General features: G+C 71.2%; 17 protein-coding genes. 12 read left to right on the forward strand and 5 right to left on the reverse strand.

The window, feature by feature from the left end; translation table 11 throughout:
- Positions 1-17 precede the first annotated feature (17 nt).
- A complete protein-coding gene (locus QSK39_RS13115; protein WP_285477861.1) occupies positions 18-959 on the forward strand; it encodes a PH domain-containing protein in 942 nt (313 codons plus the stop codon).
- On the opposite strand, the gene QSK39_RS13120 is transcribed toward QSK39_RS13115, so the two are convergent.
- Both QSK39_RS13120 and QSK39_RS13125 read right to left on the reverse strand, forming a co-directional pair.
- A complete protein-coding gene (locus tag QSK39_RS13120; protein WP_285477862.1) occupies positions 940-1896 on the reverse strand; it encodes a Gfo/Idh/MocA family protein in 957 nt (318 codons plus the stop codon). The genes QSK39_RS13115 and QSK39_RS13120 overlap by 20 nt on opposite strands.
- Positions 1893-2999, reverse strand: a complete 1107-nt coding sequence (locus QSK39_RS13125; RefSeq protein ID WP_285477863.1) for a DegT/DnrJ/EryC1/StrS family aminotransferase — start codon at positions 2997-2999, stop codon at positions 1893-1895. Before QSK39_RS13125 ends, QSK39_RS13120 begins: the two co-directional genes overlap by 4 nt.
- Before the next feature lie 149 nt (positions 3000-3148).
- Here QSK39_RS13125 and QSK39_RS13130 point away from each other — a divergent pair, with 149 nt between their 5' ends.
- From QSK39_RS13130 to QSK39_RS13160, 7 genes are all read left to right on the forward strand, one after another.
- Positions 3149-3868: an acyl-ACP--UDP-N-acetylglucosamine O-acyltransferase family protein gene (locus QSK39_RS13130; RefSeq protein ID WP_285477864.1), complete on the forward strand. Its 720-nt coding sequence runs from the start codon at positions 3149-3151 to the stop codon at positions 3866-3868.
- A 10-nt stretch (positions 3869-3878) separates the two neighbouring features.
- Positions 3879-4124 (forward strand): acyl carrier protein, encoded by a 246-nt coding sequence (locus QSK39_RS13135; protein ID WP_285477865.1) that lies wholly within the window; start codon positions 3879-3881, stop codon positions 4122-4124.
- A complete protein-coding gene (locus QSK39_RS13140) occupies positions 4117-4848 on the forward strand; it encodes an SDR family NAD(P)-dependent oxidoreductase (protein WP_285477866.1) in 732 nt (243 codons plus the stop codon). The genes QSK39_RS13135 and QSK39_RS13140 overlap by 8 nt, the downstream gene beginning before the upstream one ends.
- Positions 4845-6239, forward strand: a complete 1395-nt coding sequence (locus QSK39_RS13145; RefSeq protein ID WP_285477867.1) for an AMP-binding protein — start codon at positions 4845-4847, stop codon at positions 6237-6239. Before QSK39_RS13140 ends, QSK39_RS13145 begins: the two co-directional genes overlap by 4 nt.
- Before the next feature lie 73 nt (positions 6240-6312).
- Positions 6313-7365, forward strand: a complete 1053-nt coding sequence (locus QSK39_RS13150; RefSeq protein WP_285477868.1) for a LuxE/PaaK family acyltransferase — start codon at positions 6313-6315, stop codon at positions 7363-7365.
- On the forward strand, positions 7362-8606 hold the full coding sequence (locus tag QSK39_RS13155) for an acyl-CoA reductase (RefSeq protein ID WP_285477869.1): 1245 nt from the start codon (positions 7362-7364) through the stop codon (positions 8604-8606). The genes QSK39_RS13150 and QSK39_RS13155 overlap by 4 nt, the downstream gene beginning before the upstream one ends.
- An 11-nt stretch (positions 8607-8617) precedes the next feature.
- The gene (locus tag QSK39_RS13160; protein ID WP_285477870.1) at positions 8618-9595 is read left to right on the forward strand and encodes a lysylphosphatidylglycerol synthase transmembrane domain-containing protein; all 978 of its coding nucleotides are present in this window, start codon (positions 8618-8620) and stop codon (positions 9593-9595) included.
- A gap of 555 nt (positions 9596-10150) precedes the next feature.
- On the opposite strand, the gene QSK39_RS13165 is transcribed toward QSK39_RS13160, so the two are convergent.
- Positions 10151-12037 (reverse strand): DUF6541 family protein, encoded by a 1887-nt coding sequence (locus QSK39_RS13165; protein WP_285477871.1) that lies wholly within the window; start codon positions 12035-12037, stop codon positions 10151-10153.
- Positions 12038-12200: 163 nt separating this feature from the next.
- Between QSK39_RS13165 and QSK39_RS13170 the strand changes: the two genes are divergently transcribed.
- The 3 genes from QSK39_RS13170 to QSK39_RS13180 all read left to right on the forward strand — a co-directional run bounded on the left by QSK39_RS13170 (position 12201) and on the right by QSK39_RS13180 (position 17322).
- A complete protein-coding gene (locus QSK39_RS13170) occupies positions 12201-13847 on the forward strand; it encodes an ArnT family glycosyltransferase (protein ID WP_285477872.1) in 1647 nt (548 codons plus the stop codon).
- Positions 13844-15427, forward strand: coding sequence for a glycan biosynthesis hexose transferase WsfD (gene wsfD / locus QSK39_RS13175; protein ID WP_285477873.1), 1584 nt, complete (start codon positions 13844-13846; stop codon positions 15425-15427). The genes QSK39_RS13170 and wsfD overlap by 4 nt, the downstream gene beginning before the upstream one ends.
- Before the next feature lie 1166 nt (positions 15428-16593).
- Entirely contained in the window at positions 16594-17322 is a 729-nt protein-coding gene (locus tag QSK39_RS13180; protein WP_285477874.1) for a lysophospholipid acyltransferase family protein, read from the forward strand.
- Here QSK39_RS13180 and QSK39_RS13185 read toward each other — a convergent pair.
- Entirely contained in the window at positions 17319-18116 is a 798-nt protein-coding gene (locus QSK39_RS13185; protein WP_285478014.1) for an HAD family hydrolase, read from the reverse strand. The genes QSK39_RS13180 and QSK39_RS13185 overlap by 4 nt on opposite strands.
- Positions 18117-18212: 96 nt before the next feature.
- Between QSK39_RS13185 and QSK39_RS13190 the strand changes: the two genes are divergently transcribed.
- Positions 18213-19109 carry an LLM class flavin-dependent oxidoreductase gene (locus QSK39_RS13190; RefSeq protein ID WP_285477875.1) on the forward strand — a complete coding sequence of 299 codons (897 nt, stop codon included), beginning with the start codon at positions 18213-18215 and terminating at the stop codon, positions 19107-19109.
- A 148-nt stretch (positions 19110-19257) separates the two neighbouring features.
- Here the strand turns inward: QSK39_RS13190 and QSK39_RS13195 are convergent, their stop codons facing one another.
- Entirely contained in the window at positions 19258-21267 is a 2010-nt protein-coding gene (locus QSK39_RS13195) for a DUF6541 family protein (protein ID WP_285477876.1), read from the reverse strand.
- Between the last annotated feature and the right edge of the window lie 19 nt (positions 21268-21286).

Genomic DNA, 21286 nt, shown 5'->3' on the forward strand with positions numbered 1-21286 from the left:
CTCGGCATGCTGTGCCGATGACGGACCGGGTACGCAGCAGCGGGACTTATCTCGCCTACGCGGGCTTCCTCCTGCTCATCGCGCCGACCGGCTGGCCGCTGCTCTTCGCGGTCGGCACGGCGAGCTACGCCCTCGCCGAGGGCGATGGTGAGGCCGCGGTCGCCGCCGTGGTCTTCGCGGTGCCCGCGCTCGTGCTCGGCTGGCTGTGCTGGCGGTTCCTGGGCCGGTCGTGCCGTCGCCTCCCGGACGGCCTGCGCGTCCGCGGCTTCTTCCGGACCCACCGGGTGCCGTGGCGCGACGTCGTCGACGTGACCGCGTCGGAGTTCCGGTCGTACGGTCGCGGGTTCTCGTGGGGTCAGGTCCGCGTGGCGTTCACCCGGGCGGACGGCGAGGTCCGGACCATCACCGTCGCGTCCAGCTACCGCTCCGCGACGGCCGGGCTGCGGACGATCCGGAGCTGGTTCCCACCCGGCCACCGGCTGCACCGGCCGGCCCCGGCGCCGGTCGAGGCCGCGGACCAGAGCGGGTTGCCGGTGCTGGAGACGCTGCACCGGCAACCGTCGATGCGGGCGATCCACACCGGGCTCGACGCGGTTCTCGGCGCCGGCGCGGTCTACGGCCTGGTACGTGCCTTCCAGGCGGATCTGACGTGGGCCGCCGTGCTGTGCGGCGTGGCGCTCGCGGGCGTCGGGTGGCTCGCCCTGCGCATCGCCCGGGCCCGCGTCGACCTGACCACCGGCGGGCTGGTCAACCGCGGGTACTTCCACGACTTCACCGTGGCCGCGGCGGCGATCGACGGCTTCGTGCTGAACCCCAGCGGAGCCGGGCAGACCGTGCGGGTCGTCACCGGCACCGGCTCACTCCAGATCGCCGCCGGTGCCGGGTTCGGGGACTACCCGGCCGAAACCCGGGACCGGCTGGCGGCCTGGCACACCCGCGTCAGGCCGCGGCCTGCGTGAGCACCTGCTCCACGACGTGGTGCGACGGCAGGATCAGCTCGCGCTCGGCGTCGGCGTCGACCTTGCCCTCCAGCAGGTCGCAGAACCGGTCCAGCTGGGAGGCCAGCGGCTCGCGCGCCGTGATCAGCTCGGGGATCTCGATCACCGTCTGCTGGCGGTAGCCGAGGCCGTCCGGGGTGACCGAGTCGTGTGACACGTGGCGGTAGATCGTGACGTCGCGGCGCAGCAGGTCGATCTCGATCAGCCGGTCCAGCTCCGACACCACCAGCGACCGGACCTTCTTCTGCCCCAGCCGCGAGGCCGAAACCGTGGCCAGGCCGGTCGGGAACGACAGCACCGTCTCGATGGTGTCCTCGGCGCCCTCGACCGACGACGGGTGGAAGTACCCCGCGCCGGAGGTGACCCGCGACGGCGTCGCGCCGCCGAAGAACTGGATCGCCAGATCGACGTCGTGCACCAGGAGGTCCCACGCGACACCGGTCTTGATGCGCGGCGCGTACGGGCCGTGGCGGCGCGCCATCAGGTGGATCGGCTCCTGCACCAGCGCCCGCGCGGTCATGACCGCCGGGTTGTAGCGCTCGAGCAGCCCGCACATCAGCGCGACGCCCTGCTTCTTCGAGAGCGCGACGATCTCCTGCGACTTCTCGAAGCTGTTGCACACCGGCTTTTCGACCAGCATCGGCTTGCCCTGGCCGAGGATCTCCTGCGCGAGGTCGTAGTGCGCCTCGGTGGCCGAAGCCAGCACGACCGCGTCCACATCGGACAGTGAGCCGAGCTCCGGCGTCCACTTCGTCTCGTACCGCTCGGCGACGGCCTTGCCCGCTTCCTCGCGCGGATCGATCACGCGGACGAGGTCCACGCGCTCGTTGCCGGCGAGCACGCGGGCGTGGAGGGAACCCATGTTCCCGGTACCGACAAGAGCGATCCGATGCGTCATGCGCCCAGTACCTCGCGAACGGTTTCGATGATGGTGTCCAGGTCGGACTCGGTCAGGTGCGGGTGCACCGGCAGGGAGAGCGCCTGGTTGGCGACCGCCTGCGCCACTGGGAAGTCTTCGACGCGTGCGCCCGGGATCAGGTCGTGCCCGCGGTAGCAGTCGTAGTCGAAGACGATCTTCGGGTAGTAGATGCCGTTGCCGATGCCGCGCTCGGTGAGCGCCGCGGCCAGCTCGTCACGCGAGAGGAACGCGTGCGGCCCGACCAGCACGGTGTACTGGTGCCACACGTGTTCGCGGCCCGGCAGCACCTGCGGGACGTCGAGGCCCGGCGTGCCGGCGAGACCCTCCGAGAGGCGCTTCGCGTTCGCCTGGCGGGCTGCGGTCAGCTGGTCGAGCTTGGCCAGCTGCGGGATGCCGACCGCCGCGTGCAGGTCGGTCATCCGGTAGTTGTGGCCGGCGACCTCGTACTGGTAGCGGGCGCGCATGCCCTGGTTGCGCAGCACGCGCAGCTTGTCGGCCAGCGCGTCGTCGTCCGTCGTGATGACGCCGCCCTCGGCGGTGGTGATGTTCTTCGTCGCGTACAGCGAGAAGCAGCCGATGCCGAACGAGCCGGCCTGCTTGCCCTCGAACGACGCGCCGACGGCCTGCGCGGAGTCCTCGATCACCTGCAGCCCGTGCTCGGCCGCGAGCGGGGCGAGCTTGCCCATGTCCGCGGTCTGGCCGTAGAGGTGCACCGGCATGAGCACCTTGGTGCGGTCGGTGACGGCGGCGGCCACGGCGTCGGGGTCGATCGCGAAGTCGTCGCGCCGGATGTCGGCGAACCGGACGGTCGCACCGGCCTCGAGGATCGCGTTCAGCGTCGCGACGAAGGTGAACGGCGAGGTGATCACCTCGTCGCCCGGCTTCAGGTCGAGGGCCTGGAGCGACGCGACGAGCGCGGTCGTCCCGTTGTTGACCGCGATCGCGTGCTTCGTCCCGGAGACGGCCGCGAAGGCGTCTTCGAAGCGCTTGACCATCGGTCCCTGTGCGATGGCGCCGGAGCGCAGCACCTCGACGACGAGGTCCTCCGCGTCGCGGACGTCGACCACAGTGATGGGGATCATGGGCAGTCTCTCTCGGCAGGCGATTTCGGCGCGTCCGGTACAGTGAGCCGCCGGTTCTGCGCCCGGCCGCCCTGCATGAACGCGGGCCTCACGTTACCGGGCGCGGTAGCACGCCCAGTACCCAGCCGCCGACGAACGGATACCCGCCCGTGGCCAACCGCATCCACCCGACCGCCGTCCTCGGCGAAGGCGTCGAACTCGGGGACGACAACGTGATCGGGCCGTTCGCGGTGATCGCCGGGCCGGCCCGGATCGGCGACGGCAACTGGATCGGCCCCCACGTGACGATCGGCACGCCCGGCGAGGACCGCGGCCGCCCCCACCCGGCGGCCTGGGACGAGGCACCCACCGGTGATCCGGATCACGACGGTCACGGCGTCGTCATCGGCAGCCGCAACCGCATCCGCGAGTACGTGAGTGTCCACCAAGGGACCTGGCGGACAACGACGATCGGCAGCGACGGCTACTTCCTCCGCAACTCCCACATCGCGCACGACTGCCTGGTCGGCGACGGCGTGACGATCGCGTCCAACGCCGTCACCGGTGGGCACTGCCACATCTGGGACGGCGCCAACCTCGGCATGGGCGCGATCCTGCACCAGAAGGTCGTGGTCGGCCCCGGCGCGATGATCGGGATGGGCTCGGCGGTGCGGCGCGAGATCGGCGCGTTCACCATCGCCGTCGGCAACCCGGCCCGCGTCACCGGCATCAACGTCGTGGGCCTGTCCCGCCGCGGCGTGGACGAGGTGACGATCGAGGCGCTCGGGCCGTGGCTGAAGGGCAAGGAAGGTCTCCCGGACGCCACCCTGCCCGGCGACCTCTCTACCTTGGTAAAGGCGTGGGACGCCCGCCCGCGCGAAGAGCACTAGGAGCTGTCTGATGTCGGAAGTCGCCCCCAAGCTGCGCGAGGTCTTCGTCGAGGCGCTGGACCTCGACGCGGACGTGGACGTCGAGAACCTGAAGTACCGCGACCTCGAGGCGTGGGACTCGGTCGGCCACATGGCGCTGGTCGCGGCCATCGAGGACGAGTTCGACGTCGAGTTCGACACCGACCAGGTCATCGACATGTCGAGCTTCAAGGTCGCCGTGGACATGGTGACCGAGCTGCAGGCGAAGAATGACTGATCTGTCCGGTCGCGTCGCGCTCGTCACCGGCGGGACGCGGGGGATCGGCCTGGCCACCGTGCGCGCTTTGGTGGACGCGGGCGCGACGGTGGTGCTCACCGGCCGCGACGAGGCCCGCGCCAAGGAAGCAGCGTCGGCGGCCGGCGCCGCGGCCGGGCTCGCGCTCGACGTCACCGACGCTAAAGCGGTGTCTTCGCTGGTCAGGGGCGTTGCGAAGGAGCACGGCAAGCTCGACGTCGTCGTGGCCAACGCCGGGATCATGGAGGACGCGCTCCTCGGGATGATCCGCGAGGAGCTCGTCGACACGACGCTGAGCACGAACGTCGCCGGCACGCTGCACACCGTCCAGGCCGCGGCCCGGGCGATGATGCGGAAGAAGACCGGCTCGATCGTGGTGCTCGCCTCGATCGTCGGCGAGTACGGAAGCGCCGGCCAGACGGTGTACGCGGCGTCGAAGGCGGCCGTGGCGAACATCGCGCGGTCGGCGGCGAAGGAGCTCGGCCGCTCGGGCATCCGGGTCAACGCGGTCGCGCCGGGCGTGATCGAGACGGACCTGACCGCGGGCCTGAGCGAGGACGCGAAGGCGGAGAACGCCGGCAAGACGCCGCTCGGGCGCCTCGGCCGGGCGGAAGACGTGGCGAACGCGATCCGGTTCCTGGTGGGTGATGAAGCGTCCTTCATCACCGGGCAGGTGCTGGGCGTCGACGGAGGCTTGGTGTTGTGACGCTGTTGGGTGCGGGAGCCCGGCTGGTGGATGTGGCCGGGGGCCGCACGCTGGCGGGCGCGGAACTGTCGGCCGAGGTCGGCCGCTCGATCGAGACACTCGCGGCGCTCCCCGTCGGCGTCGTGTTCGCGCGGATGTCGGTCGACCTGCCGAGCGTGCTGACCTACCTGGGCGCGTTCGAATCCGGCCGGGCGATCGCGCTGATCGACCCGGCGCTGGACGCCGACGTGCTGGCCGGGCTGGTCGCGCGCTTCCGGCCGGCGGCGGTGCTGTCGGCTTCGGGGGACGCGCCCGAGGGGTACGTCACCCGCGGTGCCGACTGGGTCCGCTCGTCGGCCGAGGGCGTGCAGCCGCACCCCGACCTGGCCGTGCTGCTCCCGACCAGCGGGTCCACCGGCAACCCCAAGCTCGTCCGGCTCTCGCGGCAGGCGGTCCTGGCCAATGCCGACGCCATCGCGCAGGTCCTGCACATCGACTCCGACGAGGTCGCGCCGACGTGCCTGCCGCTGCACTACAGCTACGGCCTTTCGGTCCTGAACTCGCACCTGGTGCGCGACGCGACGATCGTGATCGAGCCGTCCGGCGTGCTCGGCCGCGGCTTCTGGGACGCCGTGAACACCTACGGCGTCACGTCTCTTTCCGGCGTCCCGTACCACTACGAAATGCTGCGGCGGCTCAAGTTCGACCCCGCGAAGTACCCGACGCTGCGCACGCTGACGCAGGCCGGCGGGAAGCTGCGCGACGACCTGATCGCCGAGTTCAACGACAAGATGCAGGCCGTCGGCGGCCGGATGTACGTCATGTACGGCCAGACCGAGGCCGCGCCGCGGATGACGACCGTGCCCGCCGAAAGGCTGGCCGAAAAGCTCGGTTCCGCCGGGCCGGCGCTGCCGGGCGGCAAGTTCGCCGTCCGCCGCGACGACGGGTCGGAGACCACGCACCCGAAAATTGTCGGTGAGGTCGTCTACCGTGGGCCCAATGTGATGCTGGGTTACGCGGACGACGAGTCCGGCCTGGCCAAGGGCGACGAATACGCCGGCGTGCTCGCCACCGGTGACCTCGGGTACCTCGACGAAGAGGGGTACCTGTTCATCACCGGGCGGCTCAAGCGCATCGGCAAGGTGTTCGGCAACCGCGTCAGCCTCGACGACCTCGAGCAGGCGGCCCGCGCGGCGGCGGTCGGGATCGACGTCGTGGCGGCGGTGCCGGCCGGCGACAAGGTCGTGCTGTTCGCGGAGGGCGTCGACAAGGCGATCTGCAAGGACGCGTCGAGGGCGCTGTCCGAGCGGCTGCACCTGCACGCCAGCGGGTTCGACGTCCGCCCGATCGACACCGTGCCGCTGCTGGCCAGCGGCAAGATCGACTACCGGTCACTGGAGGCGAAGGTATGAGCGAGCTTGCGAGTGAATCATTCAACACAGCGCTCGCCGCTCAGGCCGAACTGAGCGTCAGCGAGGTCGGCGCATGAGCGTGTTCACTCGGTCGCAGGCCGACCGGGAGGCGTTGCTGCTGCCTGAGCTCGCCGCCCTGACGTCCCACCATCGGGCGAATTCCGAGGGGTACGAACGGATCCTGTCGTCGCTCGGAATCGCGCCGGACGCGTCCTTTGCCACGATCGCCGACCTGCCCTGGCTGCCGGTGCGGATGTTCAAGACGCACGACCTGAAGTCCATCCCGGACGGCGAGGTCTTCAAGACCCTCACGTCGTCCGGCACGACCGGCGCCGGTGCGTCGCGGATCTACCTGGACAAGGAGGCGGCGGGCGCGCAGACCAAGCAGCTCGGCGCGACCCTGCAGGAGGTCCTCGGCGGCGAGCGGCTGCCGATGCTGATGGTCGACACCATCGGCATCATCAAGAACCGCCGCTCGTTCTCCGCGCGCGGCGCGGGCGTGCTGGGCATGGCGAACTTCGGCCGCAAGCACACGTACGTGCTCGACGAGAACGACCGGCCGGACGTCGAGGCGGTCAAGAAGTTCCTGGCCGAGTACGGCGGCAAGCCCTTCCTCATCTTCGGCTTCACGTTCATGGTGTGGCAGTACCTGTACGAGGTGGCGCGGGACAACGGTCTCGACCTCTCGAACGGCATCCTCATCCACAGTGGCGGCTGGAAGAAGCTGATCGACCGGGCGGTGGACAACACCGAGTTCCGTCGTCGCTTCAAGGAAGACACCGGGCTCACCCGGATCCACAACTACTACGGGATGATCGAGCAGATCGGCACGGTGTTCCTCGAAGGCCCGTCCGGGAACTCGCTGTACTGCCCGGACTTCGCCGACGTCGTGATCCGGAACCCGGAGACGTGGGAAGAGCAGCCGGTCGGCGAGCCGGGCGTGATCGAGGTCGTCTCGACGCTGCCGCGGTCGTACCCGGGGCACGTGCTGCTCACCGAAGACCTCGGTGTGTACAACGGGATCGACGACGGCGACTGGCCGGGCAAGCACTTCTCCGTGCTCGGCCGGCTGCCCAAGGCCGAGGCCCGCGGGTGCTCGGACACGTTCTCGGGAGCGGCGGCGTGACCACTCTTACTCAGCGTTTCCCGTTGTCGGACGCGGTTTCCGTCAGCGATCTGGTCTCGGAGCTGCGTGCCGAGCCGTCGGGCGGCCGGCTGCGCGTCGGTGACCCGCGGATCGTCGAATTCATCACGAAGTTCGCGCGCAAGCTGCTGGCCCCGGCCACCGCGCGCCGGTTCCCGGAGCTGGCGTCGCTCGGGTTCTTCCTGCGCAAGGGCGAGATCGCCAAGGCGCTGTCCACTCTGGACACGACTTCGGGGTCGCTGCGGTTCCCGCGCGGGCTGGTGTTCCACGTGCCGCCGGCGAACGTCGACACGATCTTCGTCTACTCGTGGGCGCTGTCGGCGCTGGCGGGCAACCACAACGTCGTGCGGGTGTCGTCGCGCTCGGCCGGCGCCGCCGAGGCGGTGCTGGAGGCGCTGAACGCGGCGCTGTCCGAAGTGGACTCGTCGGTGGCGGAGGCCGTCACGGCGACCCAGCGCATGGTGACGTACGACCGCAGCGACGAGGTGAGCGGCGCGCTGTCGCTGGCCGCCGACCTGCGCGTCATCTGGGGCGGCGACGGCTCGGTCGCGGCCCTGCGGAAGTACCCGCTCGCGCCGCACGCGCGTGACCTGACGTTCCCGGACCGCTCGTCGTTCGCGGTCGCTTCGGTGGCGGGCTGGCAGCGGGCGTCCGCCGATGAGCGTCGTACGGCCGCCGAGGGTTTCTACAACGACTCGTACTGGTTCGACCAGGCCGCCTGCTCGTCGCCGCGTGCGGTGTTCTGGGTCGGCGACGCCGCCGGCGCCCAGGCCGCGGGCCAGGAGTTCCGCGCGCTGCTGGCCGCGGTGCTGGAGACGAAACAGCACGTCACCGAGCCGGCGATGGCGGTCCAGAAGCGCGTCTCGGCGTACGGCGCGGCGGTCGACGGGCTGGTCAAGGAGATCGCGTTCGACGGCAACGGGCTGGCCACCCTGGAGCTCGCGGACCCGGCGGTGCTGCCGCGCGAGTGGCTCGGCGCCGGCACGTTCGCGAACGCCCAGGTGTCCACTTTGTCCGATCTGGTGCCGATCGTCCTGCGCAAGGACCAGACGGTCAGCCAGTTCGGCTTCACGGCCGAAGAGCTGACGGCGTTCGCGCACGAGCTCGCCGGCCGCGGAGTCGACCGGATCGTGCCGTTCGGCTCGGCCCTGACCTTCTCCGCGGTGTGGGACGGTTACGATCTGCTGGCCGAATTCAGCCGCCTGGTCACGGTGCAGGCCTGAGGAGACCGTCGATGACGACAGTTGAGACGCCGGAGGGGTTCCCGGCTGCCGGAAAGCAGCGGAAGTCCACCAAGGCGAAGATCCTCGACGTCGTCAGATGGGTCGCGATCCTGCTGGTCATCGGCTTCGCGGCGAAGCAGCTGGCCTCGAACTGGGGCGAGTTCTGGCGCACCCTGCGTGACGTGGCGTGGCAGTCGTCGCTGCTCAGCCTGGTGGCCCTGGTCGCGGCGATCATGGTGTCGACCTGGGGCTGGCAGGTGATGGTCGACGACCTCGGCAAGCCGATCGGCTACGCCAGGGGAGCCCAGATCTGCCTGGTCGGCTCGCTCGGCAAGTACGTGCCGGGGTCGGTCTGGGCGTACCTGCTGCAGATGGAGCTGGGCCGCAAGGCGGGCCTGGCCCGCGCCCGGATCTTCACGGGCTCGCTGATCCAGCTGGGCGTGGGCGTGGTGTCGGCGCTGGTGGTGTCCCTCCTGGCGGCGCCGGCGGTGTTCAGCAACAGCCCCCGCGCGCTGTGGTTGTTCGTGCTGATCCCGGTCGGCCTGGCGATGCTGCACCCGAAGATCCTGACCTGGGGCACGTCCCTGGTGCTGAAGCTGCTGCGCCGTCCCCCGCTGGCCCACCCCCTGAGCTGGCGCGTGGTGGGCAAGGTCTTCGGCGCCTCGACGGCGGCGTGGTGCCTCCAGGGCATCCACCTGTGGCTCCTGGCGAACTCGGTGGGAACGCCCGGTTTCAGCGGTTTCGTCCTGTGCGTGGGCGCAATGGCGGTGGCCATGACGGTGGGGACGTTCGCGTTCATCCTCCCGAGCGGCGTGGGCGTCCGCGAAGTGGCGCAGGTCGCGGTGCTGACGGCGAGCGGGTTGACGGTCGGCCAGGCCACGGCGTTCGCGGTGGCGTCCCGGGTGATGTTCACCGTGGCGGACCTGCTGACGGCGGGCCTGGCCGCGGTGGCAGCCCGGTCGACCCGCCCGGCGGTCACCCCCGCCTGACCTGGGGTTTGATCGCGCCCGCCTGACCGCAGACGCTCGACCGCTCGGCGTCACTTGGCCGCCGTGCCTGCTCAGGCCCCGGCTGGCTGCGCCCGCGGCCGCCGTGCACGAATGAAGCGGTTCTCAAGGTGCCTCGGTCCGAGGGGCATTCGGCCTGTCGACGGTCGCCCGCGCGCCTGCCTGCTCGATTCGCCGGCCTCGCGCTGGGCCTGCTCGACCTGCTGTCGGCCAAGCTGCCTGACCAAGCCCGCCTGCCCGCCGAAGCCCCACTCAACCCGCCGGGCGGTCACCCCCGCCTGACCTGGGGTTTGATCGCGCCCGCCTGACCGCAGACGCTCAAACCGCTCGGCGGTCGCCTCGCCCGCCAGGTGCCGGCGAACCTGCCTGGCCAAGCCCGCCGGCGCGCCTTTTGCTGCCCGCCGAGCCGGCCTGCATGCCTGCGTCAAGGCCGCCGCCGTGTTGTACGCCAAGTCCGCTCAACACCCCGGGGGAGGTTGTCCACCAGCTGTACCCAAGTTGTCCACAGGCGTTACGCACATGTGGACAACTCTGCGCTCACGGCAGCAGCCGGTAAATCACCGCGTCCGAATTGCGCCAGGTCTCCTTCAAGAACGGCTCGTCGGCCAACCCGATCAACCCCGGCTGATAAGGCGGTTCCGGAGCCGCCACCGGGTCACCCAGGATCACCCAATGAACATTCAGCCGCTGAACCGCCGCCCGCACCGCGGGGTCGGTCCGGTAATCCCGGAACCGCTGAGCCAGCAACACAGCGTCCGAAGGCGGTGAAGTCTGGTCGTAATGCGCCGCCACCGTGCGAACTCCCGACAACGCGTACGTCCACGCCGTTCCGTCGAAGCGGTCGTTCATCGCCCACTCGCCCGGGGCCGCCAGCTTGCCCAGTTCCACCATCGCCGCTTCCTCGCCCGGCGTCACGTGCAGCTTCGACGGGTCCGCCGCCTGGTAGCCCGTGTACACGCGGGCGCCGTTCGACTTGAAGTACAACCCGTTGGAAAGCGCCACGAAACCCAGCAGCACCACCACCGCGACCGCCACCGCCGGCACGCGCGCCGGCAGGTGTTCGCGGAGCCACGACTGGGTGGAGGCCAAGCCGTGTGCCGCCAGGACGCACAGGGGGATCGCCGCCATCGAAAAGAACCGGTACGGGTCGTCCCACCACGGCCGGGACAACGCCATCACCAGCGGGGCGTTCGACGACGCCACCACCATGTACGCCAGGCCCGTCACCCCCGCCGTCAGCCCGATCCAGCGCAACGCGCCTGCCCGCGCGAAGAACACGATCCCGAGGAACAGCGCCACCGACAGCCACACCTGCGGATGCGCCTCGAAGTGCTGGAACCCCAGCAACGCGCCCAGCGCCGTCGACGCGCGCCACTCGCTCGGCCAGCCGTAGTACGGGAGGTCGCTCTGGGCCAGGCCCAGCGCCCCGAACAACTGCAGCCACGCCACCAGGAGCGACACCACCGCGATCGGCAGCAGCGCCAGCAGGTCGCGGCCGATCCCGCGCCAGTTCGCCAGCCAGCGCTGCACCAGCAGCGGCCCGGCGAACAGGATCCCGCCGAACAACGTCGACGAATGGATGCACAGCAACCCGACCGCCGCCAGCAGCAGCACGAAACCCGTGTCCGGCGCGACGCGGTCCAGGTACCGCCGCAACGCCACCGCCGCCAGCGGGGTCAGCGTCACCCCGAGCGCGAACGGCAGCAGCGGCCCGCGGTCCATCGACTCGTAAACGCCCATCACCGGTGCCACCGCCGTCAGCGCCACCGCGCCCGCGAGCACCGCGCGCCCGCGGAACTCGCGGACCAGCGTCACCAGGGAAAGCGCCAGCAAACCCGGCAGCAGCAGCGTGTTCGCGTCCAGCGTCGCCGGGATCGACGCCCCGCTCAGGCGGTTCGTCACCGCCGCCAGCAGGTGGTAGGCGTTGGGGTAGAACACCGGCGCCGCGTCGCCGTACCAGTTCACATGGCCCGTGCCGAACAGGCTGCCGTCGCCGGTGTCGGCGATGTAGCGGACGGCGTTCCCGTGGTACACCGCGTCGAACCCCTGGGGCAGCGCGCCGATGTGGCCGAGGCCGCGCAGCGTCGCGTAAAAGCCCACCGCCGCCCCGAACAGCAGGCACGCGCCCACCGCGAGGTGCCCACGACGGTCCCACAGCCCGGGTTCCGGCTCGGGCGCCCACCGCCGGACCGTCAGTTTCCGGACGCCGTAAGCGATCGCGGCGAAGACGACCGTCGAAACCGCGTACGTCACCGGCGTGAACGACCACCCGAGGGCCGCCGTCCACGGTCCGGTCAGGCCGCCGGCGGCGTAGCTCAGCAACGGGGCCAAGCCGGCCAGGGCCCAGCCGCGCACGCCCGCGGCCAGTCCGATCAGGAGGCCCGGGACGGCGATGACGACAATGGCAACGCAGACGGAGAGCACGCTGGAGACTAAGCCGAGAACCGTCGGCAGAACGCTCCGGGGTGAGCTGTCCGATCGGGACGAATCACGAATGTCCCTTCGTGATACCCGAACGGGTTATATTGACGAGTGCGTTTCCCTGCTTGACTGACGCCGGGCGGAGCGAGCTTCACAAGGGGGCCGGGTGGTCTACGCGGTCGTGGTGGCGTGGCTGGTCCTCGCCGCGATCGTGGTTCTCACCTGGGGCCGGCTCGGCACCGACCGCGGCTGGCGCGGTTTCGTCCTCACGCTCACCCTCGGCCTTTCGCTGCTGCACCAGCTGTTGTTCGCGACGATCACCGAGGACGCGTTCGTTTCGTTCCGCTATGCGCAGAACATCGCCGACGGAAACGGCCCGGTCTTCAACCCCGGAGAACGCGTCGAGGGGTACACGAACTTCTTCTGGCTGGTGCTGATCGCCCTGCCGCGGGCCGCGTTCGGGGCCGACGTGCAGACCACCGCCGTCGTCTTCGGGGTCCTCGCCGCGCTCGGGTGCGTGCTCCTGTCCTACCTCCTGGTGAACCGGATCGTCGCGGGCGCCGACGCCGAGCCGCGGCCGGCGATCGGCGTCGCCGCCGCGGTGCTGACCGCGAGCGCCGGCGGCCTCGCCGTCTACGGGCCGTCCGGCTCCGAGGTCCCGCTGTTCGTGCTGCTCCTGCTCGCCGTCTGCTACTCGCTCGCGGCGCGCCGCCCGGTGGTCGCCGGGGTGCTCGTCGCGTTCGCCGTGATGACCAGCCCGGAAGGCCTGGTGGTCGCCGTGCTGGGCGGCCTCTGGCTGGTCGGCGCCGCACTGCGGAAGAAGCACAGCTGGTGGGCGCCCGTGGGCTACGTCCTGGGCGCGCTGGTGTTCCTGATCCCGCGGCTGGCCTGGCGCGCGACGTTCTACCAGCACTTCCTCCCCGCACCGCTGGCCGCGAAGCTCGGCGGGCCGTTCGGCTCGCAGATCGCCGGCGGCTGGCCGTACCTGTCCGGGTTCGCCTTGGCGCACCAGGGTTTCCTGCTGCTCGGGCTGGTCGCCGCGGTCGCGTTGCTGCTTCGGCGCCGCACCGAGACCATCGAGGCCAGGGCCCTGATCTGGCTGCTGTTCGCGACGGCCGCGACGGTCGCCGCCGCCGCGGTGCTGATCGGTGGCGACCCCGGTCCGTCGTGGCGGCTGCTGGCCCCGGTGCCGCCGCTGATCGCGGTGGCGGCCGCCAGTGCGTACGGCGTGCTCACCGTGGACGCCGAACCGTCGCCGCGGCCGAAGGCGTGGCCCGCCGCGACGCGGCTCGTCCCGGTGACCGCCTGCGGGCTCGCCGGCATCGCGGTGCTCGTCTCGGTGTTCAGCCCCGAGATGCTCGACCGCGTGCGCGACTGGCGCGCGCACGGCACCGAGCTGACCGAGATCGGCGGCTGGCTCGGCCGGTACCTGCCACCCGGGTCGGTGGTCAGCGGGGCCGCGCCCGGCGCGCTCGCGGCCCACGGCGGGCAGCTGCTCATCGTCGACGTCCTCGGCCGCACCGACGACCACATCGCCCGCGAGGGCCGGCACGAAGACGGCGTCGCGACCGACTACGACTACGTCGTCAACGGCCGCCGCCCGACCGTCGCCGTGCCCTCCGACAGCGGCTACGCCGACCGCCAGCACTGCGCGATCGACCCCGTCTACGCGGGCAAGTACGAGGTCGCCACCTTCCGCCGCGTCGGCACGCCCTACTGGGTCTCGGTGTACCCGCGCACGGAGCAGGCGAAGTCGGTGGTCACGGACCTCGACAAGGGCCCGGACTTCCGCTACGTACCCTGTCCCACGTGAAGCTCGAGGTCCCGAAACGCCGGCTCGGCGCCGAAGCGAAGCTCGGGATCGGGGTCTTCGGGACGTCGTTCGCGCTGTTCGTGCTGCGGTTCCTGGTGCCGCGCCCGGTCGCGATGTCCAACAACGGCGACGGCGGCCGCGTGCTGTGCGGGGCCGGGATCACCTGGAAGGGCCTGCCGGAGGCGTTCGTCCACCTCGCCTACACGCCCGCGGCCGGCGCGCCGCCGTGCCGGCCGACCTACCTGCTCACGCAGAGCTGGTTCGCGGACCTGGCCGTCGGGATCGGCCGGCTGATCGGCCTGCCGGGGACGCTCAGCCTGGTCGTGCTGGGCCTGCTGAGCAGCGTCGTCGCCGCGGCGGCGATCGCCGCGATCGTGCTCGGCCTGCCGTACTCCCGGCGCGTCCGGCTGGCCGTGGCCGCCGGGCTCGTGCTGGTCGTCGCCGACTCGGCGTTCTTCGGCTACTTCGCCGCGGTGCTCGGCGAAGGCGCGGCGTTCCTCGGCCTCCTGCTGATCGTCGGCGGCCTGCTGCTGACCGCGCGCGAAGGCCGCTGGAGCTACGCGGGCATGGCGGTGACGTTCGCCGGCGGCGTGCTGGCGGTCAACGCCAAGGTCCAGACGCTGACGATCCTGCCGATCCTCGCGCTCGCGGTGTTCCTGGTCCGGCCGGGCGCGCTGCGCGGGCCGAAGCGGTGGGCGGCGGCGGTGCTGGTCGTCGGCGCGCTCGGTGCCGTGACGCTGGCCGCGCAGCAGAGCGTCGAACCCGCCCGGGCGCCGGACGGCACGTACAGCGAGTTCCCCGGCGACGACTCGCGCGAGATCAACGTGTTCAACTCGGTCTTCCTGAACATCGTCGACGGCAAGCACGACACCCAGGCCGACCTGGCCGCGCTCGGGCTGCCGCCGTCGTTCGCGCAGTACGCGGGCAACGGCTGGTGGCACCCGCACCCGGCAACCATGGACCCGCTCTACGCGCGGTACCGCGGGCAGCTGACCCGCGAGAACGTCGTCGCGTACTTCGCGAGCCACCCCGGCCGGACGCTGGAGGTGCTGAACCGGGCCGCGACCGACCAGCTCACCGCCCGCCCGGACTACCTCGGCAGCTTCGACCAAGAGGCGGGCTTCGCGCCGCACGCGCAGGAGTACCGGGTGCCGGTGGTGTCGTGGCTGACCGGCCTGCTCAGCCCGCTCGGCCTGTTCGCGCTCGCGCCGATCTGGCTGTTCGTGCTGGTCAGAGCCTGGACGCAACGTCGCGGCGCACTCGGCGTGGTGCTGGCGTTCCTCTTCGCCGTCTCGCTGACGCAGTTCGGCGCCGCGGCCCTCGGCGACGGCATCGAGGGCATCAAGCACCAGTCCGTCGCGCTGTTCACGATCCTGCTGGCCCTCGTGCTGGCCGTGCTGCCTCAGTCGCGGTCGAGCGAGCCGCGGTGGGGCAGGAACTCCTCGGTCGGCGGGCCGTCGTCGGCTTGGACCCGCTTCGCCGGCGGCTTCGGCCAGAACGGCGGCACCTCGAGCAGCACGAACACGAGCAGCCCGGCCAAGCCGACCAGGAAGATCGTCGACGACGACGCCAGCTTGTAGTTCACCGCGAAGTACAGGAAGAAGAGGACGCCGACCCAGATGCGCCGGGCTTCGCCGTGGTGCCGGTCGAGCACGACCGCGACCAGCCCGATGACCAGCGGCGCGAGCATCACGAAGACGCGCTGGGTGTCCGTGGCGACCAGCCGCCCGGCCAGGCAGCACAGCCCCAGCCAGACACTGGACACCAGCAGCAGGCTCCGGGTGCCGTTCAGCCGGAACTCGCGGTAGAGGCCGTAGGCGAAGATCAGCCAGAAGAAGCCGAACGTGCTGTAGAGGGCCGCCTGGTCCACACCCTTGTTCGAGGACAGGGCGAAGCGGATGTTGCCCAGCAGGCCGCTGTTGGCCTGCCCGGCGCCGAACCCGTAGTCGCCGCCGATCAGCGCCTGGGCCCACAGCCGGAACCCGAAGTACAGCCCGGCCGCGACCACGACGGCGACGAGCCCGCCGATCACCTGCTTGTCCCGCAGCGACCGCGACCGCGTCCACGCCGCCAGCGGGTACAGCGGCGCGAGCAGCAGCGTCGTCTCCTTGTTGATCGTGCCGACGACGATCACCACCGCGAACCAGATCAGCCGCCGGTCGAACAGCAGCCACAGCGCGACCAGGTAGAGCAGGTTGTTCAGCGGGTCGACCAGGTACGGGTTGCTGAACGCGTACGGCGCGTACCAGAACGTGCAGGCCAGCGCGGTCGCGGCGAGCGCCGAGGTGTACAGCCGCAGGTCCAGGCGGACCCAGAGGAACTCGAAGAAGACGATCGCCGCGGCGAGGACCAGCGCGAAGGTGAACGCCAGCCACACGGAGTCGAGGGAGATGCCGGTGAACCGGTTGACGGTGTGGACGAGCCACGGGCTGAGCATCCGCAGGGCGAACGGGTTGTCGACCTGCGCGCCGGTCTGCACCGACATCGCGTAGTACTCGGCGGCGTCACCCCACGCCTTCTCGTGCGCGTTCGGCTGCACGGGTGCGTAGGAGATCAGGTTGAGGAGCGTCACCGTGACCAGCCCCAGGTACACCGCGACTCGGTGGCCGGCTCGTCTCACAGGCGATTCGATCACTGTCCCCACGCCGAAAGCCTAGTGGTCGTTCGAGTGGCGTGAGCTTCGCCCGGTTTGTGGCCTTCACCGCTGAACACCGGTCAAGAACCTACGGTCCCGTAACCTGGCGTGATGGCTGACTTCGTGTACCCGCCCGTGATCGCGGCGGCCCGGACGATGTTCCGGGTACTGGACAACCGCATCCGGGTCGAGGGCGCGGAGCACATCCCGCGCCGCGGCGGTGCGGTCATCGCGTGCAACCACGTGAGCTACCTCGACTTCATCTTCTGCGGCCTCGGCGCGCGCCCGGCCAAGCGGCTGACGCGGTTCATGGCGAAGAAGGAGATCTTCGACAACAAGATCGCCGGGCCGCTGATGCGCGGGATGCACCACATCTCCGTCGACCGCTCCGCCGGCCTGGCCTCCTACCGCGAGGCACTCGAGAAGCTGCAGGCCGGCGAGGTCGTCGGCGTCTTCCCCGAAGCCACCATCAGCCGGTCGTTCACCGTCAAAGAGATCAAGTCGGGCGCCGTCCGGATGGCCGCGGCGGCGGACGTCCCGGTCGTGCCGATGGCGCTGTGGGGCACGCAACGGCTCTGGACGAAGGGCCGGCCGAAGGACCTGACCCGCCGCCACGTGCCGATCTCGATCCTCATCGGCGAGCCGCTGCGCCCGGCCAAGGGCGACGACTGGGACGTCGTGACGAAGGAGCTGCGCACGCGGATGAGCGCGCTCGTCGACCGCGCCCAGGCCGAGTACCCCGACCAGCCCGCGTCCGACGAAGAACGCTGGTGGCTGCCTGCGCACCTGGGCGGGACGGCGCCGACACCGGAGGAAGCGGCCGAGCTCGATCGCGGTTAGAACCAGCGCTCGAGCACCTGCGCGACGCCATCGTCGCCAGCCGGGCCGGTGACCTCGTCGGCCACCGCGAGCACCGCCCGGTGCCCGTCCTCCATCGCGACGCCGTGGCCGGCCCAGCGCAGCATCTCGACGTCGTTGGGCATGTCGCCGAACGCGATCACCTGCTCGCGCCCGACACCGAGGCGCTCGGCGACGTCGGCGAGGCCGGTCGCCTTCGTGATCCCGTGCGCGGACAGCTCCACCAGGCCGCCCGACGACGAGTACGTGACGTCGACGTCGCGGTCGAAGAGGGCGTTGATCGCCTCGGCCATCTCGTCGGACGACATCCCGCGGTGGCTGACCAGCAGCTTGATCGCCGGGTGCCCGAGCACCTCGGCGCGCGGCGCCGTGCGGCCTTCGCCGTCGCCCCAGGGGTTGTGGTAGTTCGGCTCGATCACGAAGCTGCGCATCTCGTGGTCGGCGTCGGTGCTGACGCGTTCGGCGGCCAGCCGGCAGCCGGGCAGGGCCTTGTCGAGCGCGTGCGCGATGTCGTGGAGCAGCTCCGGCTTCAGCAGGCCGTGCACCGCGACGACCTCCTCGCGGCCGCAGTCGTACAGGACGGCGCCGTTCGCGCACACGGCGTACCCGGTCAGGTCGAGGGGCTTGGCCACGGGCGCGATCCAGCGCGGCGGGCGGCCGCTGGCCAGCACGAACGGCACGCCCGCGTCGATCGCCCGGCGGACGGTCGCGATGGTGCGGGCGCTGAGGGATTCGGAGGGGCCGAGCAGGGTGCCGTCGACGTCGGACGCGATCAACTGAGGTCTCTCCACCCGCCCATTGTCCCTGACACGTTCGGGTGGCCTCGTCCCCGTCCGAGCGATTGTCGGTGGTTACCAGTACGGTCCGGGTCTGTGCGAGCAGGCATCGTGATTCTTCCGGAAGATCGTTGGTGGGCGGCCGAGCCGAAGTGGCGCGCCGCCGAGGAATACGGCTTCGACCACGCCTGGACCTATGACCACCTGGGCTGGCGCAACCTCGTGGACGGCCCGTGGTTCTCCGCGGTCCCGACCCTGACGGCGGCGGCGATGGTGACGTCCCGCATCCGGCTGGGCACGTTCGTGGCTTCCCCGGTCGCGCGGCACCCGGTGCCGTTCATGCGCGAGCTGACCACCCTCGACGACATTTCGGACGGCCGCTTCGTCCTCGGCGTCGGCGCGGGCGTCGACCACCAGCGCTACGACGGCAAGGTGCTCGACGCGCCGGAGCTGACGGCGAAGCAGCGGGCCGACCGGTTCACCGAGTTCGTCGAGGCGCTCGACGGGCTGCTCATCACGGACAAGTTCGACTTCGACGGCGAGTACTACCGGGCCCGCGAGGCCCGCAACCTGCCGGGCACGGTCCAGCGGCCGCGGCTGCCGTTCGTGGTCGCGGCGAACGGCCCCCGCACGATGACCCTCGCGGCGCGCTTCGGCGCGGGCTGGGTCACGACGGGCAAGGGCGGCGCGACCGAGGACGAGTGGTGGGACGGCATCAAGCAGCTCACCGAGGTCTTCGGCGAGCGGCTGGACGCGGTCGGCCGCGAGCGGGCGGGCATCCAGCGCTACCTGAGCCTGGACGCGTCGCCGGTCTTCTCGCTGAGCAGCGTCGAGGCGTTCCGGGACGCGGCGGGCCGCGCGGGGGAGCTGGGCTTCACCGACGTCATCTCGCACTGGCCGCGGTCGTCTTCGCCGTACGAAGGCCGCGAAGCCGTACTGGAGCAGGTGGCGAGCGACGTGCTGCCGGAGCTCCACGCTAGTCCGAACGGGTGACATCCGGGTAGCGAGGAAACCGATTGCCGTCCCCTGGGCGTCCTTCACTGCAGACGTCAGAGATCACCCCGGGGGTGGTTGGGGGACGGAGGGCCCTCGTGGCCGCGGCACGGGGCGCCGCGGCCACGAGGGCTTTGTCTTGTCCGGGCTACTTCACGATCCGGTAGATCACGGCGCCCGGGTTCCGGTAGACCTGCTTGACGAAGTCGTGCCCGTCCAGGTGCCGCAGGCCCGGCGCGATCGGCGTGTCACGGCGGATCGTCCCGCTGCCCACCAGCACGTAGTGGATGTTCAGCCGCCGCGTGGCCGCGCGGACCTCCGGGTCGCTGTCGTAGTCGCCGAAGTGCAGGGCCAGGTAGAGCGCGTCCGGGGGAGCGACGCCCGCGTCGTAGTGGCCGGCCACCGGGTGCACGCCGGTGAGCGCGTACATCCACGCCGTGCCGTCCATCCGGTCGTTGAGCACCTTCTGGTCGGCGGGGATCCCCAGCGTGCCGAGGTGGTCCATCGCGTCGATCTCGTCCTGGCTGACCGGCGGGACCGTCTCGCCGGGCAGGCCGTTGTAGTAGAGCAGCGACACCGTCTTGGCGTTGGCCGCGCGGTAGAACCCGCCGGTCAGCACGCCCATCGCCACGACCAGCAGCACCGCCGTCGCCAGCCCGACCCGGCCGGTCAGCCACGGCCGCGCCCGCACCCAGGCGCGGCCGCTCGCGACCTTCGCCACCCACCGCTGGGTCTCGCTCATCCCGTGCGCGGCGAGCAGGCACATCGGGATCGCCGCCAGCGCCATCAGCCGGAACCGGTCGTTCCACCAGGGCCGCGACAGGGTGATCACCCAGTCTTCGCCGCCGAAGCACGCGACCACCACGAACAGCGCGGACAGCCCGAGCGCCGAGAGCACCACCCAGCGCATCCGCCGCAGCCGCACCAGCGTGAACACGCCCAGAGCCAGGAACACCGTCAGCCAGATCTGCGGCACCGGCAGCACCTGCTTGAACGTCGCCAGCATCGCCAGCGCCTTCCACACCGGCATGTGCGAGCCCCACGCGTGGTACGGGTACGACCCGGACGTGAAGGTGATCGCGCCGAGGATCATCGGCGCGGCCAGCACGCCCGCGGCCACCATCACCGGCAGCATCCGCAGGAGGTCGCCGCCGACCACCCGCCAAGCCGCCCGGTGCTCGGGCACGCCGTCGAGGCGCTTGCCCCGCAGCGCCCGGTACCAGCGCTGCACCACCAGCGGGAAGGCGAACAGGATCGCCCCGAACAACGCGCTCGAGTGCGCCGCGAGCAGGCCGGTGGCGCTCAGCGCCAGCACCGCGCCGGTGTCGACGCCCGGCCGCACGACGAACCGCTGCAGCGCGACCACCGCCAGCGGCGTCAGCACGATGCCGAGCGCGAACGGCAGCAGCCCGCTCGACACCGACTCGTACGCCCCGGTCGTCGCGCCGCCGGCGACCAGCGCCACGCTGCCGGCGAACACCGCGCGGCCGCCGAGCTGGCGCACCAGCGCGACCATGGCCAGCGCGAACAGCCCGGCGATCGGCATCGTCACGGCGTTGAGCGTGACCGGGACCGACGTGCCCGACAGCTGGTAGACCAGGGCGCCGACCAGGTGGTACGCGTTCGGGTAGAACGAGCCGTCCGGGTACCAGTTGATGGTGCCCATGCCGGTCAGCGAGCCGTCGCCGGTCTCGGCGATGTAGCGGATGCCGTTCGCGTGGAAGACGGTGTCCCAGCGCTGGAACACCGCGGTCGTCCCGCCGCGGCCGGTGACCACCACGGCGATCGACACGGCCGTGGCGACCGCCACGCAGGCACCCACGGCCAGGTGCGCCCGGCGCGTCCACGGCTGTGGCGGCTCCTCGGCACCCGGCGTCAGCCACCCCCGGGCGATCGAGAACCGGCGCAGGCCGTGGATCACCCCGGCGAGCAGCAGGGTGCAGGCGGCGACGCTCAGCGGGCCGTACGGCACGTGCACGATCGCCAGCCACGGGCCGGCCAGGCCGGTGACGGCGTAGCTGAGCAGCGGCGCGAGCCCCGCCAGCGTCCAGCCGCGGACCCCGGCGGCCCATCCGACGACGCCGCCAGGCACCGCCAGCACGGCCAGATAGGTGGCCACGGCGGTGAAGTAGCTCCAGAAGTCCTCGGGTGCAGGCACTGCTTTCCAGGTGTGTCGT

The organism is Amycolatopsis sp. NBRC 101858 (assembly GCF_030269325.1).
Taxonomy (GTDB): Bacteria; Actinomycetota; Actinomycetes; order Mycobacteriales; family Pseudonocardiaceae; genus Amycolatopsis; species Amycolatopsis ponsaeliensis.